This is a genomic window from Rhizobium sp. AN68 (assembly GCF_030758035.1).
Classification (GTDB): Bacteria; Pseudomonadota; Alphaproteobacteria; order Rhizobiales; family Rhizobiaceae; genus Agrobacterium; species Agrobacterium tumefaciens.
Genome location: NZ_JARWMI010000002.1, coordinates 974,813 through 992,041 on the forward strand (window position 1 = coordinate 974,813; position 17,229 = coordinate 992,041).

Genomic DNA, 17,229 nt, shown 5'->3' on the forward strand with positions numbered 1-17,229 from the left:
GGATTATTCCGCCGCGACGCCCATGCGCATGCGCTCCATTTCCTCAAGCGCACGACGGTATTCGACCGGCATGACCTTTCGGAATTTCGGACGGAACTCGCTCCAGCGGTCGAGTATATCCTTGGCGCGTGCAGAGTTGGTGTAGTGGAAGTGATTGGAAATCAGCTGGTAGAGCCGCTCCTCGTCGTGACGTGTCATGTCCTCGGAGACGTCAACGCGTCCCTTGTGCATGAGGTCGCCACCGTGATGGTGCAGCTTCTCGAGCATGTCGTCCTCTTCCGGAACCGGCTCCAGCTCGACCATGGCCATGTTGCAGCGGGTGGCGAAATCGCCCTTCTCGTCGAGAACGTAAGCCACGCCACCGGACATGCCGGCTGCGAAGTTGCGGCCCGTCTCGCCGAGCACCACGACAATACCGCCCGTCATATATTCGCAACCGTGGTCGCCGACACCTTCGACAACCGCGACCGCGCCGGAGTTGCGCACTGCAAAGCGCTCACCCGCAACACCACGGAAATAGCACTCGCCGGTGATGGCGCCGTAAAGAACGGTGTTGCCGACAATGATCGAGTTTTCCGCGACGATACGGGTGTTTTCCGGCGGGCGCACGATGATGCGGCCACCCGAAAGACCCTTGCCGACATAGTCGTTGCCGTCACCCACCAGATCGAAGGTGATGCCGCGAGCGAGAAACGCCCCGAAGGACTGACCGGCCGTGCCGCGCAGCGTCACGTGGATCGTATCGTCCTTCAGACCCTTATGGCCCCAGCGCTTGGCAAGCGCGCCTGACAGCATGGCACCGGCGGAACGGTCGACGTTCTTGATCGGCACTTCGAAAACGACAGGCTCGCGGTTTTCCAGCGACGGTAGCGACTTCTCGATCAGCTTGCGATCGAGAATATCGTCGATCGGGTGCTTCTGACGCTCGGTCCAGAAGGTTGCCTCTTTGGGAGCCTCTACCTTGTGGAAGATGCGGCTGAAATCCAGACCTTTGGCCTTCCAGTGCGCCAGCATCTCATCCTTTTCGAGAAGTTCGGAAGCGCCGATGATCTCGTCCAGCTTGGTAACGCCAAGCGAGGCGAGGATTTCGCGCACTTCTTCAGCCACGAAGAAGAAGTAGTTGATGACGTGTTCCGGCGTGCCCTTGAAGCGCTTGCGCAGAACCGGGTCCTGCGTTGCGACGCCAACGGGGCAGGTGTTCAGATGGCACTTGCGCATCATGATGCAGCCCGCAGCAATCAGCGGCGCGGTGGCAAAGCCGAATTCATCCGCACCAAGCAGCGCGCCGATGATGACGTCGCGGCCGGTCTTCAGACCACCATCCACCTGCAGCGCTATGCGCGAACGAAGGCCGTTCAGCACCAGCGTCTGCTGGGTTTCGGCAAGGCCGATTTCCCAGGGCGAACCGGCATGCTTCAGCGACGTCAGCGGCGAAGCACCGGTGCCGCCATCGAAACCGGCGATGGTGATATGGTCGGCGCGCGCCTTGGCGACACCCGCCGCAACCGTGCCAACGCCCACTTCCGACACAAGCTTCACAGAAACATCTGCTTCCGGGTTGACGTTCTTCAGGTCGTAGATCAGTTGCGCCAGATCTTCGATGGAGTAGATATCGTGGTGTGGCGGCGGCGAAATGAGGCCGACGCCCGGCGTGGAGTGACGGGTCTTTGCAACCGTGGCATCCACCTTGTGGCCGGGCAGCTGGCCGCCTTCGCCGGGCTTGGCACCCTGCGCGACCTTGATCTGCAACATGTCGGCATTGACGAGATATTCCGTCGTCACACCAAAGCGGCCGGATGCGATCTGCTTGATGGCGGAACGCTCGGGGTTCGGCTTGCCGTTCAGAAGCGGCATGTAACGGTCGGATTCTTCGCCGCCTTCGCCGGTGTTGGACTTGCCACCGATGCGGTTCATCGCAATCGCAAGCGTCGTATGCGCCTCGCGGCTGATCGAGCCGAAGGACATGGCGCCCGTCGAGAACCGCTTGACGATATCGACCGCCGGTTCGACGTCGTCGATGGAAACCGGCTTGCGGCCGAGCGCTTCCGCCGATTTGACCTTGAACAGGCCGCGAATGGTGTTCATGCGCAGCGCCGTCTCATTCACCATGTCGGCAAATTCACGGTAGCGCTCCTGGCTGTTGCCGCGCACGGCGTGTTGCAGCGAGGCGACGGCATCCGGCGTCCAGGCGTGGCTTTCGCCGCGCATGCGATAGGCATATTCGCCGCCGATATCGAGCGTGTTGGCAAGGATCGGATCCTTGCCGAAAGCCGCCGTGTGGCGCGTTACGGTTTCCTCGGCGATCTCGGTCAGACCCACGCCCTCGATGGAGGTGGCGGTGCCGAAGAAATACTTCTCGACGAATTCCGACGACAGGCCGATGGCGTCGAAAATCTGCGCGCCGCAATAGGACTGGTAGGTGGAAATGCCCATCTTGGACATGACCTTGAGGATGCCCTTACCCACCGCCTTGATGTAGCGATAGACGACTTCGTCGTCCGACACTTCCTTCGGGAAGGCGCCGTGCTTGTGCATGTCGAGCAGCGTGTCGAAGGCGAGGTATGGGTTGATCGCCTCCGCGCCATAGCCAGCGAGCAGACAGAAATGATGGATTTCGCGCGGTTCGCCGGTTTCAACGACGAGGCCGACAGAGGTGCGCAGACCCTTGCGGATCAGGTGGTGATGCACGGCAGCCGTCGCCAGCAGCGCGGGGATCGCAATCCGGTCCGGGCCAAGCTGGCGGTCGGACAGAACGATGATGTTGTAACCACCGCGAACAGCGGATTCAGCCCGCTCGCACAGGCGGTCGAGCATATCAGGCATGCCTTCGGCACCGCGCTCCACATCATAGGTAAAGTCGAGCGTCTTGGTATCGAAACGGTCTTCGGTGTGGCCGATGGAGCGGATCTTTTCCAGATCGCCATTGGTGAGGATCGGCTGGCGCACTTCCAGACGCTTGGCACGGGCCGCACCCTCGTGATCGAGAAGGTTCGGGCGTGGGCCAATGAACGAAACGAGGCTCATCACCAGTTCTTCGCGGATCGGATCGATCGGCGGGTTGGTCACCTGCGCGAAGTTCTGCTTGAAATAGGTGTAAAGCAGCTTGGATTTGTCCGACATGGCCGAAATCGGCGTATCGGTACCCATCGAGCCGATGGCTTCCTGGCCCGTTGTTGCCATCGGCGACATCAGGAGCTTGGTATCTTCGCTGGTGTAACCGAAGGCCTGCTGGCGATCGAGCAACGACACGTCACGCCGCAGCGCCCGTGGCTCCACCGGCTTCAGATCCTCAAGAATGAGCTGGGTGCGGTCTAGCCAGGTGCGATAGGGGTGCTTGGCAGCAAGCTCGTGCTTCACATCCTCGTCGGAAATGATCGAGCCCTTTTCCATGTCGATCAGCAGCATCTTGCCGGGCTGCAAACGCCACTTCTTGATGATGCGTTCTTCCGGAACCGGCAGCGTGCCGGCTTCCGACGCCATGATGACGCGGTCGTCGTCGGTGACGAGATAGCGCGCCGGACGCAGACCGTTACGGTCGAGGGTTGCGCCGATCTGCTTGCCGTCGGTGAAGGCAACGGCGGCCGGGCCATCCCACGGCTCCATAAGCGCGGCATGATATTCGTAGAAAGCCTTGCGTTCAGCCGACATGGACAGGTTGCCCGACCAGGCTTCCGGGATCAGCATCATCACGGCATGGGCCATGGAGTAACCGCCGCGCACGAGGAATTCGAGCGCGTTGTCGAAGCAGGCGGTGTCCGACTGGCCTTCATAGGAAATCGGCCAGAGCTTGGAGATATCGTCACCGAACAGCGCCGACGAAACAGACGCCTGACGCGCCGCCATCCAGTTGACGTTGCCGCGCAGCGTGTTGATCTCGCCGTTATGGGCGACCATGCGATAGGGATGCGCGAGCTTCCAGGACGGGAAGGTGTTGGTGGAGAAACGCTGGTGCACCAGCGCAACCGCGGATTCGAAACGCGGGTCCGCCAGATCCTTGTAATAGGCTCCAACCTGATAGGCGAGGAACATGCCCTTGTAGACGATGGTGGAGGAGGACAGCGAGACGGGATAGAAATCCTGCGTTTCCTTACCGCCGCCCTCGTCGTAGATGCGGTTGGAGAGAACCTTGCGGATCAGGAACAGCTTGCGCTCGAAGTCATGATTGGTCGCGGCATCGCGGCCGGCGCCGATGAAAACCTGAACATGGTGCGGTTCGGTGCCGGCGATATCGGGTGCCTTGGAAAGGGAAGAATTGTCGACTGGCACGTCGCGGAAGCCGAGGAACTGCTGTCCCTCCTCGCCGATCACGTCGACAATGACCTTCTTGTAGTGATCAATACGGGACGGATCGCGCGGCATGAAGATGTGGCCAACAGCATATTCGCCAGCTTTCGGCAGCGTCACACCTTGGCTCGCCATTTCCTCGCGGAAAAAGCGGTCGGGGATCTGCACGAGAATGCCCGCACCATCGCCCATCAACGGATCAGCGCCGACAGCACCGCGATGCGTCAGGTTTTCAAGAATGAACAGGCCGTCCTTGACGATCTGGTGCGACTTCTGACCCTTCATATGGGCAACAAAGCCGACGCCGCAGGCATCGTGCTCATTGCGCGGATCGTAAAGACCCTGCTTTTCCGGCAGGCCGCCCGCGAAACGCCCCTTCGCAGAAACGGGTGCGGCCGCAGCCGCGGTGGGACAGTCTGTGGTCAGGGTTGCGGCGACGTTGTCTGCCTGCAGCTTGTTTGTCATTTTCGTCCCTCCTGCAAAATTACTTGCATGGTTTCATGCGAAGATCCGGCTCGACACGAATTTCGCTTTCCGAAAAATCCGCATTCAATCCGGCTCGACCAAATTTAGGACAGCAAAGCTGTCTCAATTCGAGAGAATTTTGGCAGAAACCCGCGGGTTTAGCAAGGGTGCGAATCCAATTAGTCGCAGTGCCGATTTGCAGCGAAGTTTCGATACTGACCCATTGCGCGAAACTTTCTTGTCACAAAACGCTTCGGGCCGTTGCTTTCATTGCCGGATTTGCCAACCGCGAGGTTAGGTCCTAGAACTTTGCGGGTCATCGTCAACGCATTCCCAACACCAGCACAACAGCCATCGGAAAGCTTTCAGAGATGTTTTTTGCCTCAGACAATTGGGCCGGTGCCCACCCTGCCATCAACGAGCGCCTTTCGCGGGAATCCACCCGATTTGCGGCTGCCTATGGCACCAGCGCCCTCGACCTTTCCATAGAAAAGCGCTTCAATGAAATATTCGAACGCGAAGTGGCGGTGTTTTTCGTCGCTACAGGTACGGCGGCCAATTCTCTTTCGCTGGCAAGCATTGCCCGCCCCGGCGGCCTGACCTTCTGTCATTCCGAAGCCCATGTGATAGAGGATGAATGTGGCGCGCCGGATTTCTTCTCCGGCATGCGCATGGTTGCCGTCGAGGGACCGAACGGCAAAATGCTGCCGGAAAATCTGATCGAGCGCATTTCGCGCTATCCGCAGGACGCCGTTCATCACGGACGCGCCGCAGCGGTTACGATGACACAGGCAACCGAGGCCGGTACTGTCTATACGCTCGATGAAATCGACGCGATTGCCAAAATCGCCAAGGAGAACGGCCTGCCGCTGCATATGGACGGCGCGCGCTTTGCCAATGCGCTTGCCGCACTCGGCACCACGCCCGCCGAAATGACCTGGAAACGCGGCGTTGATGTGCTCTCTTTCGGTGGCACGAAAAACGGCTGCTGGTGCGCGGAAGCGATCGTGTTTTTCGACCCCGCGCTCGCCAAAGACTTCGCCTTCCTGCGCAAGCGCACCGCCCAGCTTTTTTCGAAGTCGCGCTTCATCGCCGCACAATTCGAAGCCTATCTGCAGGACGATCTCTGGTTGGGTCTCGCAAGCCACGCCAATGCCATGGCCAATCGGCTGCGCGCCGGCTTCGCCTCGCTTAACAGTGCCCGTCTGGCATGGCCGACCACTGCAAACGAGGTTTTCGCCATTCTGCCGAAGGCCGCCGCTGAAGCGGCAACGGAGAAAGGCGCGAAGTTCTACGACTGGCTGGTGCCCCGCGATATGCCGGAAAAGGTTGGAAAGGACGAGGTGCTGATCCGCATGGTCACCAGCTTCGCAACGACCGAGACTGATGTCGACGAATTCCTGTCGATCTGCGCAGCTGTCTGACAAACATTCGGGGGCGCCGTGTCGTAACGGCGCCCTCAAACCTCCTGCAGCCGGTAGCCGACACCAGTTTCCGTAAGGATATAGCGCGGCTGATCCGGAATTTTTTCGATCTTCTGGCGAAGCTGGCGTACATAAACGCGCAAATATTGCACGTCGGTCAACTCGTCCCACACATGCTCCAGCAGGAAACGGTGCGTCAGCACCTTGCCCGCATGCTGGACCAGAACCCGCAGAATATCATATTCCTTGGGCGAGAGTTTCACCTCCCGGTCCTCCACCTTGACGATGCGTCTGACGAGATCGACCGAAAGATCACCGGTATGAAACACCGGTCTCTCACCCTGGCTCTGAAGGCGATGGCGCAGGGCGACACGAATGCGGGCAACAAGCTCGTTCATGCCGAAAGGCTTGGTGATGTAATCGTCGGCACCCAGCTCCAGCGCCTTGACGATACCCGCCTCATCAGTGCGGCTGGAAAGAATGATGACGGGTAGGGAAAGCCCCTCGCCCCGCCATTTCTCCAGAAGCTCGTGTCCCGACATATCCGGAAGACCGAGATCAAGGACCACGAGATCGGGCTTGTCCTCGTTCATCAACTCCATCGCGACGCGGGCATTCATCGCCTCGCTGACCGCATAGTCCTGCGTCGAGAGACCGACCCGCAAAAGTTTGCGGATCGGCGGTTCATCGTCGACGATCAGAATGCGAACGGCGGAATTGGTCATTGCCGATCTCCTTCAGCCCTAGTCATGGTTCAGCACCGGCACTTCGGCGGGAACGGGCAGGCTTATGGTAAATTGCGCGCCCGTGCGACCTGATCTGTTTTCAGCGCGAATAGATCCACCCATGGCCTCGATAAACCCCTTGCAGATGGATAGCCCGAGGCCGGTCCCGGCCTGCACATGGTCCGCCTTGCGCACACGGTAGAAACTGTCGAACACCCGCTCGGTATCATCAGGGGGAATACCCGGCCCCTCGTCGGCAACGGACAGGAAGACATGCCTGCCCTGCCGCCACCCGCGAATCTGGATTACGGTTTGTTCGGGCGCGTATTTGGCGGCATTGTCGATCAGATTGAACAGAACCTGCTCAAAAAGCACCGGATCGACCTTCAGCATCGGCAGATCGGAGGGAATGTCCAGAACGATCTCGTGCCTGACAATTATTTTCGCCGCGCGTGAAAGCGCTGTTCCGACCATATCGCCAACAAAGTGCAGTCCGTAATTCGGCTCCATCGCGCCCGAACCGATCCTCGTCATATCGAGCAGGTTGGAAATGAAGCGGTTCAGCCGTTCGGATTCCTCGACGATGGTTAGAAGCAGTTCGGTGCGCGCCTCGAGCGGAATGTCGTCGGCGAAATCCTTCAGCGTTCCGGCGGAACCCAGAATGGCGGCGAGCGGCGTTTTCAGGTCGTGGGAGATGGAGGTCAAAAGCGCGGTGCGCAGCCGGTCGGTTTCCGCCGCAAGCCTTGCCCGATCGACATCCGAAACCAGCTGGATGCGCTCGATGGCAAGTGCCGCCTGATCCGCCAGCGCATCGAAAAGCCGCTGCTGCTCAGGTGTGAAAAGCGGGCCAAGCCGGTCGTCGTCCAGCCCCACCACCCCGACGGCGCCGCTGCCGGTGCGCAGCGGCAGATAAAGGCGTTTGGCACCCGGGAGCGTATCGGCGCCCCGGCCTGCAGCCTTGTTGTGTTCCCAGGCCCAGTGTGCGGCCGCAATGTCCGCATCCACGAGCGTGTCATCGGGCGGATAGCCCGCCTTGACGGTGATCGAATTGTTTTCGGGCAGAAGCAGGACGACCCTGACTTTCAGCATCGACGCCATCTGGAACGCGGTTGCCCACAATACGTCATCCAGCGTGCCGGTAACCGCGAGTTTTTTGGAAAAAAGGTACAAATCTTCCGTGGTTCGCGCACGCATCCGTGCAGCTGCGGCCTGCCGCTGCACCGCCGCAGTCAGATTTGAGGCGACAAGCGCCACACCGAGATAGAACAGCAGCGCCACGACGCTTTCGGGATCGCGGACAGTCAGGGTATAACGCGGTTCAAGAAAGAAAAAATTGAACGCAAAGGCACCAAGCAGGGAAGCATAAAGGCCAGGCCCCAGCCCTCCGCGCACGGCTGCCGCAAAAACCGCCATCAGGAACACCAGCGCCAGATTTTGAACATCAAGGGCTTGGTCAAGCACGATGCCGGCCACGATTGCCAGTCCGACAAACAGGGTGCTGTTGAGATAGGGCAGTATCGAAAACCGCGATTGAGCCGTTGCCGGTTTCACGGTCTGGACCGGCTTCTCCACGTTTTTGTCGCCGGAAATGACATGCACGCTGATATCGCCGGCATGGTCTATCAGATCATGCGTCAGCGAACGCTGCAGAATTCTCTGCCACCACGACCTTCGGGGACGGCCGATGATGATGTGGGTGAAGTTATTGGCGTTGGCATAGGATATGATTTCGTGCGTCAGGTCGAGCGCCGGCAGGGTTACTGTCTCGCCGCCCAACTGCTGCGCGAGCCGCATGGTGCCGGCCAGCCGATCCTTCTCCGCCTCCGACAATTGCTGAGAGCGAGGCGTGTCCAGATGCAGTGCCGTCCACGGCGCGCGCAGGCGATCGGCCTGCCTTCGGGCATAACGCACCAGACCGGGGCCGTTGCCGCCGTGGTCCAGACAGACCAGAACACGGTCTCCCGCAGCCCACGGCCCGGAGATGGCGTGCGACTGCATGTGGTTGAGCAATTGCTCGTCCACCCGCTGCGCTGTGCGCCGTAGCGCAAGCTCGCGCAGGGCCGTCAGATTGCCGCGCGAAAAATAGTTCTCGATGGCGCGCCGCGCGGTGCGGGGCATATAGACCTTGCCGTCCTGCAGGCGCTTGATCAGATCGTCGGGGGTGATATCGATGATCTCAACATCGTCAGCCCGGTCAATGATGCTGTCCGGCACCGTTTCGCGCACGCGGATACGGGTGATCTGCGCCACCACATCGTTCAGGCTTTCCACATGCTGAATGTTCAATGTCGTATAGACATCGATGCCCTGCGCGAGAATTTCCTGAACATCCATATAGCGCTTGGGATGCCGGCTGCCGGCCGCATTGGTGTGGGCCAGCTCATCGACCAGAACCAGCGCCGGTCGACGGGCAAGAATGGCGTCGAGATCCATCTCGTTCAGCGCCTGGCCGCGATAATCAATGTTCCGGCGCGCAATGATCTCGAAACCCTGCACAAGTGTTTCGGTTTCCTTGCGGCCATGCGTTTCCACGACACCGATAATGGTATCGACACCATCTGCGAGTTTTGCCCGGCCGGACATCAGCATTTCATAGGTCTTGCCGACACCGGGAGCTGCGCCCAGAAAAATCTTCAGCCGCCCTCGCGCCTCGCGCCGGGCGTTTTCAAGCAGCGCATCCGGCGATGGTCTGCTCGGCATATCACGATTATCGTCAGGCATTTAACCCACCAGTGGACAAGCTATGGCTTCCAAAGAAGCCATAGCCATTTCAGTTCATGAGCCGGCTGCGTCAAGAGCCATGTTGAGAGCCAGCACATTTACAACGGGCTCGCCCATGAAGCCCAATTCAGGCGCCTCCACATGGGCGTCGACGACGGCGCGCAGTGACGCTTCGTTCATGCCCCTTGCCTTGGCGACACGCGAGACCTGAAAATAGGCGGCCTCAGGCGACACATGCGGGTCAAGACCGCTGCCCGATGCCGTCACCAGATCAATGGGAACCTCGGCTGCCGGATTTTCGGCTTTAGCAGCCTCGTAGTCCTGCTTCACCCGGTCGATAAGCTTTGCGCTCGTCGGTCCCAGGTTGGAGCCGGAAGACGACGCGGCATTGTAGCCGTCGCCGGCAGCTGACGGCCTGCCGTGGAAATATTTCTCGCCGGTGAAGGCCTGCCCGATCAATTGCGACCCGACAACAGTCCCATTCTTCTCGATCAGACTGCCATTTGCCTGGAAGGGAAAGATAGCCTGTGCAAGGCCCGTCATTCCAAGAGGATAGGCAATGCCGGTGATTGCGGTGGTGGCAAGGATCAGCACCAGTGCGGGACGTAGATGTTTCAACATTTCCATACTCCTCAGGCGAGACCAAGCGCCGTAATGGCGAGGTCGATGGCCTTGATGCCGATGAAGGGCACGATGATGCCGCCCAGACCATAGATGACCAGATTGCGCGACAGCAGCGCGCCGGCCCCGATCGGGCGGTATTTGACGCCCTTCAGCGAGAGCGGGATGAGCGCGATGATGATGAGCGCGTTGAAGATGATGGCAGACAGGATCGCACTTTGCGGTGTCGAAAGACCCATGACATTCAGCACGCCAAGCTGCGGATAGAAGGCCAGGAACATCGCAGGAATGATGGCGAAATATTTGGCGATGTCGTTGGCGATGGAGAATGTGGTGAGCGCGCCGCGCGTCATCAGCAATTGCTTGCCGATTTCGACGATTTCGATGAGCTTGGTCGGATCGCTGTCGAGATCGACCATGTTGCCAGCCTCGCGCGCTGCGACCGTGCCGGTGTTCATGGCGACACCCACATCGGCCTGCGCCAGTGCGGGCGCATCGTTCGTGCCGTCACCGCACATGGCGACTAGCTTGCCCTTGGCCTGTTCCTCGCGGATAAGCTCCAGCTTGTTTTCCGGGGTCGCCTGGGCGAGGAAATCGTCCACCCCTGCTTCCGCCGCGATGGCAGCGGCCGTCATGGGATTGTCGCCGGTGATCATCACCGTGCGGATGCCCATGCGTCGAAGTTCGGCGAAACGCTCGCGAATGCCGCCCTTGACGATATCCTTCAGCTGCACGACGCCGAGCAGCTTTCCGTCGCGCACGACGGCAAGCGGTGTGCCGCCTGTCTTGGCTATCTCTTCCGCGATCGTGCGGATGTCACGCGTTACATCCGTTTCGGTTTTAACGGCAAGCGCCGTATTGCCTTGCTGCGTAACACCGCCATCGACATAGGAAAGAACGGCATCGACAGCCCCCTTGCGAATGGAAGAGCCTTCGAAATCCACACCGCTCATGCGGGTCTGGGCGGTGAAGGGCACGAAAGTGGCGTGCAGTTTCTGCATGTCGCGGGCACGGATGCCGTATTTTTCCTTGGCGAGAACGACGATGGAACGGCCTTCCGGCGTTTCGTCGGCAAGCGATGCAAGCTGCGCCGCATCGGCCAGTTCCTGTTCGGAAACACCGGTGACGGGGCGGAATTCGGTTGCCTGGCGGTTGCCGAGCGTTATCGTGCCGGTCTTGTCAAGCAGCAGCGTGTCGACGTCGCCGGCGGCTTCCACCGCGCGGCCGGACATGGCAAGCACGTTGAAACGCACCAGCCTGTCCATGCCGGCAATGCCGATCGCCGACAAGAGAGCGCCGATGGTCGTCGGGATGAGCGTCACGAACAGCGCCACCAGCACGATGATCGGAATGGAGCCACCGGCATAGGCCGCAAAGCTCGGAATGGTCGCGGTGGCCAGAACGAAGATCAGCGTCATGCCCGCAAGCAGAATGTTGAGCGCGATTTCGTTCGGCGTCTTCTGGCGCTCGGCGCCTTCAACGAGCGAAATCATCCGGTCGAGGAAGGTGGAGCCGGCAGCAGCGGTGATGCGAACCCTTATCCAGTCCGACAGCACCTGCGTACCACCGGTGACAGCCGAGCGATCGCCGCCGGATTCGCGGATAACAGGGGCGGATTCGCCCGTTATTGCCGCTTCATTGACTGAGGCAACACCTTCGATGACTTCACCGTCGGACGGAATGATGTCGCCAGCCTCGACAAGAACGATATCGTTCACCTTGAGGCCAGCGCCGGCTACCATCGTATATTGGCTACGATCATCACCGGTCAGAAGTTTCGCCTGGGTTTCCGTGCGGGTTTTCCGCAGCGAATCCGCCTGCGCCTTGCCACGCCCTTCGGCTACGGCCTCGGCGAAATTGGCGAAGAGAACGGTGAACCAAAGCCATAGATTGATCTGGAAGGAAAAGCCGAGATTTGCATTGCCGATGATGAGATCGCGAACGAACAGCACGGTAGTCAGCACCGATACCGTTGCCACGACGAACATGACAGGATTGCGCGCAAGCGTGCGCGGATTGAGCTTTTTGAATGCGTCGGCAATTGCCGGAACTAGAATGCGAGAATCAAGGATGCTCGCTTGTTTGGACTGGCTCATGAAGAGACTCCAGCGTTTGAAACAGGGCGACCGATGAGGGTCGATCAGCCCGTGAGAACTTCGAGAGCGCAGACGGCGGCGAACAGAGCCGCCATCATTGCAAGAATGAGATTGGATGCGCACCAGCCGCCCGGGCCGGCGCTCCCGTGAACAGGAGCGCCAGTGCGGACAGGAAGGGTGCGGTTACGTCGGGGAGTATCCTTCGTCATGGCACCACCTCAAAATACCTGGCCGGCGGCCATGACCAGATGTTCCACGACCGGACCAAGCGCCAGGGCCGGCAGGAAGGTGAGGCCACCGACGACCACGATCGTGCCGACGAGCAGACCGACGAAGAGCGGGCCGTCCGTGGGGAAGGTGCCGGCTGATGCCGGAACGGTCTTTTTGGTAACCAGCGAGCCGGCAATCGCCAACGCCGGGATGATCACCAGAAAACGTCCCATCAACATGCCAAAACCAAGCGTGATGTTGTACCAGGTCGTGTTGCCCGTAAGGCCGCCGAAGGCAGAGCCGTTGTTGGCAGCAGCCGAGGTATAGGCATACAGAATCTCGGAGAACCCGTGCGGTCCGGCTGTGCCGACCGACGCGACCGCCGAGGGCAGGATGGTGGCTGTGGCTGTGAAAACCAGCATGGCGAGCGGCAGGCAGAGAATGGCCAGAACCGCCATCTTCATCTCCTTGGCCTCTATCTTCTTGCCGAGATACTCTGGCGTGCGCCCGACCATCAGCCCCGCCACGAAAATGGCGATGATGATGAAGAGAAGAATGCCATAGAAACCCGCGCCAACGCCGCCGACGATTACCTCACCCAGTTGCATGTTGATGAGCGGAATGAGACCACCGAGCGCCGTGAAGCTACCATGCATGGCGTTGACCGCACCGCAGGAGGCAGCGGTGGTGATGACCGCAAAGAGCGACGAGAGTGCCACGCCGAAGCGAGCTTCCTTGCCTTCCATGTTGCTTCCGGCAAGGCCGAAGCTGTGCATAAGCGGATTTCCTGCTGCTTCCGCCCAATAGGTCACTGCAACACCGGCGATGAACAGAACACCCATGGCAGCAAGGATTGCCCAGCCTTGACGGGTGTTGCCGACCATACGGCCGAAGACGTTGGTGAAGGCAGCACCGATCGCGAAGATCGACACCATCTGGATCATGTTGGAGATGGCATCAGGGTTTTCGAACGGATGCGCGGAATTGGCATTGAAGAAACCGCCGCCATTGGTGCCGAGCATCTTGATCGCCAGCTGCGACGCTACCGGGCCGACTGCGATCGTCTGCCGCGCGCCTTCAAGCGTCTGGGCGCCGACATAAGCGCCAAGCGTCTGCGGCACGCCGAGCCATACGTAAACCAGGGTCAGCACGATACAGGCGGGCAGCAGGATGTAGAGCGTCGAGCGCACCATATCCACCCAGAAATTGCCGATGGCCTTGCCGGAAGCGCGCGCGAAGGCGCGGATTAGCCCGATTGCAATCGCCATGCCCGTCGCGGCAGAAACAAAGTTCTGCACGGTGAAACCAGCCATCTGGGTCAGATAGGACATGGTGCTTTCGCCACCATAGTTCTGCCAGTTGGTGTTGGTGACGAAGCTGACTGCCGTGTTGAAAGACAGTTCCGGCCCGACTGCTGCCATTCCTTCCGGATTATATGGCAACATACCCTGAAAGCGCATCAGGGCGTAAAGCAGGGCAAAACCGAAGAGGTTGAAGAGGAGCATCGAAAACGCATAGGTCGTCCAGTGCTGTTCTTCGCGCTCGCTTGTCCCGGCAAGGGCATAAAGGCCGCGCTCGACGGGTGCGAGAACCGGCGAAAGCAGGGTGCGTTCGCCATTGAAGACTCGCGCCATATAGAAGCCGAGAGGCTTCACCAGCGCGACAACGATCCCGCAGAAAAGCAGGATCTGAAACCATCCATTGAGGGTCATGGTATTGAACTTTCAATAGCCGCCGCTTCCCGATCAGAAGCGTTCGGGGCGAATGAGAGCATAGGTGAGGTAGGCGGCGATAAAGACGGTGACGGCACCGCTCAAAACATAGTCGAATAACATCTCGACCTCCGCCTAAAGCCGGTCGCAGGCGCGCGTATAGGCAAAGCAAAGCGCGAAAAACACCGTGGCTGCACCGATCAGAATAACGTCCATCATCGATGGGACTCCTTTTTAACCGAGGAGCCGGACAGGAAGAAAAGCGCCGTCATGTGGGACGTCGCTTTTCATTCTTTCTGGCTGGGAAGAAACACCATCCCTTCCCGCACAGAAGAATGCACCCGAACCGCATAAAGGTTCGAGACGGCCGCAGATGGAATAAAATAGGAATCCCATAGGAATTTCGATGCTCGCCAATGCGGGCATTGCAGCCGCTGCTTAAGAGAGCGAGCCGTCTTTGAACGCGGAAACGATCTTTTCCGCCGGGCTGTTGGCGGCAATCAGCGCCGCAAGCAGTATACGCGCCTGTCCGGGGCGCAGCGTTGACGAATGGATGGCACCGGCCGCGACCAGATCGTGACCACCGCCGCCACCGCCGTAACTCGCCACCAGCAGTCCTTCCGGGACCCGGCTGGAGACGACGACAGGAACGCCTCGCTCGGCACAGCGCTTCACGGCCACAGCGATGCCCGGATTGGCGTTGCCGGAGCCAAGTGCCGCAAGCACGATCCCATTCGCACCGGCCTGCAGGCTCGCCTCGATATGGGCGGCATCACAACCGGGATAAATGGCAACGATATCAACCCGCAAATCGGCGAGGGGCACAGCAAGCTCCAGCGCTGCGGCATGGGCCGCCGGCCGCGCAGAGCGGAACGCATCCGCCGCATCCGCGCTCAGCTTGTACAGCCCCCATGCCGGCAGACATCTGCCACCGAAGGATAAAAGCACGCCGCGTTCGGCATTCGTCTGATCAAGCGCCGTTTCTATGGCCGCGGCCAGATTGGACGGCCCGTCCGCATTCGGATGATCGGCCGTAAACTGTGCGCCGGTGAAAACAACCGGCTTGGTGATGGCATGCTGCACATGCACGAGCAGCGAGGATTCTTCCATCGCATCGGTTCCATGCAGAACGACGACACCGGCGACAGCGGGATCATTGAGCTCCACGCCTACCGCATCGCTGATGCGCTGCATGTCGGCCAATGTCAGGCTGGAGGAATCCTTCGCCATCAGATCGACCGGCTTCAGCCTCGCGTTGATTTGCGGAACCAGTGCAAGCAGGTCTTCACCCGAAAGGCTTGGTGTGCTGGCGCCATCGGCGCCGCGCCTGCTGGCGATGGTACCACCGGTGGCGATGACCGCCACCAGTGGAGCTTCACCATGCCCGCTCAATGCGATGCTCCCGCGCCTGCACGTTCGCCGGCCAGACGGTGGATACGGTCGCGCAGCATATACCAGCCGATGACCAGCGCCGGGATGATGACCAGCAGCGAAGCGATGGTCCACGAGCCGACAGGGTAATCAAAAGCCATCAGCACCAGCACGCCGAACAGGAAGACGAGTGTGAGAATGCCAGTGTAAGGCGCACCGAACATGCGGAAATCCGGGCGAACCAGTTCGCCGCGCCTGGAAAGCTGCCACAGTTTGAGCTGGCAGAGCACGATGACGGCCCATGCGCAGATGATGCCGAGCGCCGACAGGTTGAGTGCAATTTCGAAGGCCGCAGCTGGCACGACGGCGTTCAGCGCCACACCGAGAACGGTTACGGCGGCGGTCACCGCAATACCGCCATAGGGCACGCCGGCCTTGTTCATCTTTGCCAGCGCTGCCGGCGCCGATCCAGAGACCGCCATCGAATGAAGAATACGGCCGGTAGAATAAAGCCCGGCGTTGAGCGAAGACAACACGGCGGTTAGCACCACAAGGTTCATGATCACATCCGCACCCTGAACACCGATGGAACCGAAGAAGGTAACGAAGGGGCTCTCGCCAGCCTTATAGGCGGTATAAGGCAGAAGCAGCGTGAACAGCAATACCGAGCCGACATAAAACACCACGAGGCGCAGCACCACGGCGCGGATGGCGCGGGGCATGACTTTGCGAGGGTCTTCGGTTTCCCCTGCTGCCGTGCCGATCAGTTCGATCGAGGCGTAAGCGAACACTACCCCCTGAATGATGACGAAGGCAGGAAGAATGCCGTTCGGGAAGAAGCCGCCATTGTCGGTGATAATGCTGAAGCCTGTCACATGCCCTTCGATGGGCGTGCCAAAGATGACGAAATAGACACCAACGACGAGGAAGATCGCAAGCGCCAGCACCTTGATCAGGCTGAACCAGAACTCAAGCTCGCCAAAAACCTTCACCGACAGCATGTTCATCGCCAGCACAACCAGAAGTGCCGTCAGCGCAAACACCCATTGGTCGATGCCCGCCAGCCAGGGGACGTAGTGCTTGAAGAAGTTCATATAGAGCGCAACGGCGGTCACATCGGCCACCGAGGTCATTGCCCAGTTCAACCAATACATCCAGCCGGCAAAGAAAGCCATCTTCTCGCCATAGAACTCGCGGGCATAGGACACGAACGAGCCGGAACTCGGGCGATGCATGATAAGTTCGCCAAGTGCACGCAGCACCAGAAACGCAAAGAAGCCGCAAAGCGCATAAACGAACACCAGCGCCGGACCGGCCTGCGCCAGCCGTCCACCGGCGCCCAGGAACAGCCCGGTGCCAATTGCGCCACCAATCGCGATCATCTGGATCTGACGCGGTTTAAGTGCCTTGTGGTATCCGAGGTCTTCTTCCGTGAAGACCTCGCGTTCGGCAGGTGCCGTTTTTACAGATTTCATTGATATTTCTCCTCCCAATGAATTTGCTTTGCAGTCGGCGATACGCCGGAAATCAAAATTGGAACTGGCATGCTCGGCGCTGGATACAGCGCCAGCAAGCTCATGCATCGCTGTAAAGCTGCATG

The 17,229-nt window shown here is 59.8% G+C and carries 11 protein-coding genes; 1 reads left to right on the forward strand and 10 read right to left on the reverse strand.

The features are described from left to right. Positions 1-3 precede the first annotated feature (3 nt). Complete coding sequence (gltB, locus tag RBH71_RS07935; protein ID WP_003511466.1) at positions 4-4,749, reverse strand: glutamate synthase large subunit; 4,746 nt, start codon at positions 4,747-4,749, stop codon at positions 4-6. Between the two features lie 371 nt (positions 4,750-5,120). Here gltB and RBH71_RS07940 point away from each other — a divergent pair, with 371 nt between their 5' ends. Continuing rightward, positions 5,121-6,173 carry a low specificity L-threonine aldolase gene (locus RBH71_RS07940; RefSeq protein ID WP_003511467.1) on the forward strand — a complete coding sequence of 351 codons (1,053 nt, stop codon included), beginning with the start codon at positions 5,121-5,123 and terminating at the stop codon, positions 6,171-6,173. Positions 6,174-6,208: 35 nt separating this feature from the next. Here RBH71_RS07940 and RBH71_RS07945 read toward each other — a convergent pair whose 3' ends face one another. The 9 genes from RBH71_RS07945 to RBH71_RS07985 all read right to left on the reverse strand — a co-directional run bounded on the left by RBH71_RS07945 (position 6,209) and on the right by RBH71_RS07985 (position 17,104). Continuing rightward, complete coding sequence (locus RBH71_RS07945; protein WP_003511468.1) at positions 6,209-6,898, reverse strand: response regulator transcription factor; 690 nt, start codon at positions 6,896-6,898, stop codon at positions 6,209-6,211. A gap of 18 nt (positions 6,899-6,916) precedes the next feature. Next, positions 6,917-9,619 (reverse strand): sensor histidine kinase, encoded by a 2,703-nt coding sequence (locus RBH71_RS07950; protein ID WP_035251518.1) that lies wholly within the window; start codon positions 9,617-9,619, stop codon positions 6,917-6,919. 54 nt (positions 9,620-9,673) lie between these two features. After that, a complete protein-coding gene (gene kdpC / locus RBH71_RS07955) occupies positions 9,674-10,240 on the reverse strand; it encodes a potassium-transporting ATPase subunit KdpC (protein ID WP_003511470.1) in 567 nt (188 codons plus the stop codon). Positions 10,241-10,251: 11 nt separating this feature from the next. Next, the gene (kdpB, locus tag RBH71_RS07960) at positions 10,252-12,336 is read right to left on the reverse strand and encodes a potassium-transporting ATPase subunit KdpB (protein ID WP_111803058.1); all 2,085 of its coding nucleotides are present in this window, start codon (positions 12,334-12,336) and stop codon (positions 10,252-10,254) included. A gap of 44 nt (positions 12,337-12,380) precedes the next feature. Further along, positions 12,381-12,545 (reverse strand): hypothetical protein, encoded by a 165-nt coding sequence (locus RBH71_RS07965; protein ID WP_162995269.1) that lies wholly within the window; start codon positions 12,543-12,545, stop codon positions 12,381-12,383. Positions 12,546-12,554: 9 nt separating this feature from the next. Next, the gene (gene kdpA / locus RBH71_RS07970; RefSeq protein ID WP_003511472.1) at positions 12,555-14,258 is read right to left on the reverse strand and encodes a potassium-transporting ATPase subunit KdpA; all 1,704 of its coding nucleotides are present in this window, start codon (positions 14,256-14,258) and stop codon (positions 12,555-12,557) included. A gap of 33 nt (positions 14,259-14,291) precedes the next feature. Then, positions 14,292-14,381, reverse strand: a complete 90-nt coding sequence (gene kdpF / locus RBH71_RS07975) for a K(+)-transporting ATPase subunit F (RefSeq protein ID WP_003511473.1) — start codon at positions 14,379-14,381, stop codon at positions 14,292-14,294. A gap of 315 nt (positions 14,382-14,696) precedes the next feature. After that, the gene (locus RBH71_RS07980) at positions 14,697-15,650 is read right to left on the reverse strand and encodes an asparaginase (RefSeq protein ID WP_003511474.1); all 954 of its coding nucleotides are present in this window, start codon (positions 15,648-15,650) and stop codon (positions 14,697-14,699) included. Then, complete coding sequence (locus RBH71_RS07985; RefSeq protein WP_003511475.1) at positions 15,647-17,104, reverse strand: amino acid permease; 1,458 nt, start codon at positions 17,102-17,104, stop codon at positions 15,647-15,649. The genes RBH71_RS07980 and RBH71_RS07985 overlap by 4 nt, the downstream gene beginning before the upstream one ends. Positions 17,105-17,229 lie beyond the last annotated feature (125 nt).

Bases quoted from the DNA above. Each gene is read 5' to 3' on its own strand.
- gltB (WP_003511466.1), bottom strand. From the start codon at position 4,749: ATGACAAACAAGCTGCAGGCAGACAACGTCGCCGCAACCCTGACCACA.
- RBH71_RS07940 (WP_003511467.1), top strand. From the start codon at position 5,121: ATGTTTTTTGCCTCAGACAATTGGGCCGGTGCCCACCCTGCCATCAAC.
- RBH71_RS07945 (WP_003511468.1), bottom strand. From the start codon at position 6,898: ATGACCAATTCCGCCGTTCGCATTCTGATCGTCGACGATGAACCGCCG.
- RBH71_RS07950 (WP_035251518.1), bottom strand. From the start codon at position 9,619: ATGCCTGACGATAATCGTGATATGCCGAGCAGACCATCGCCGGATGCG.
- kdpC (WP_003511470.1), bottom strand. From the start codon at position 10,240: ATGTTGAAACATCTACGTCCCGCACTGGTGCTGATCCTTGCCACCACC.
- kdpB (WP_111803058.1), bottom strand. From the start codon at position 12,336: ATGAGCCAGTCCAAACAAGCGAGCATCCTTGATTCTCGCATTCTAGTT.
- RBH71_RS07965 (WP_162995269.1), bottom strand. From the start codon at position 12,545: ATGACGAAGGATACTCCCCGACGTAACCGCACCCTTCCTGTCCGCACT.
- kdpA (WP_003511472.1), bottom strand. From the start codon at position 14,258: ATGACCCTCAATGGATGGTTTCAGATCCTGCTTTTCTGCGGGATCGTT.
- kdpF (WP_003511473.1), bottom strand. From the start codon at position 14,381: ATGTTATTCGACTATGTTTTGAGCGGTGCCGTCACCGTCTTTATCGCC.
- RBH71_RS07985 (WP_003511475.1), bottom strand. From the start codon at position 17,104: ATGAAATCTGTAAAAACGGCACCTGCCGAACGCGAGGTCTTCACGGAA.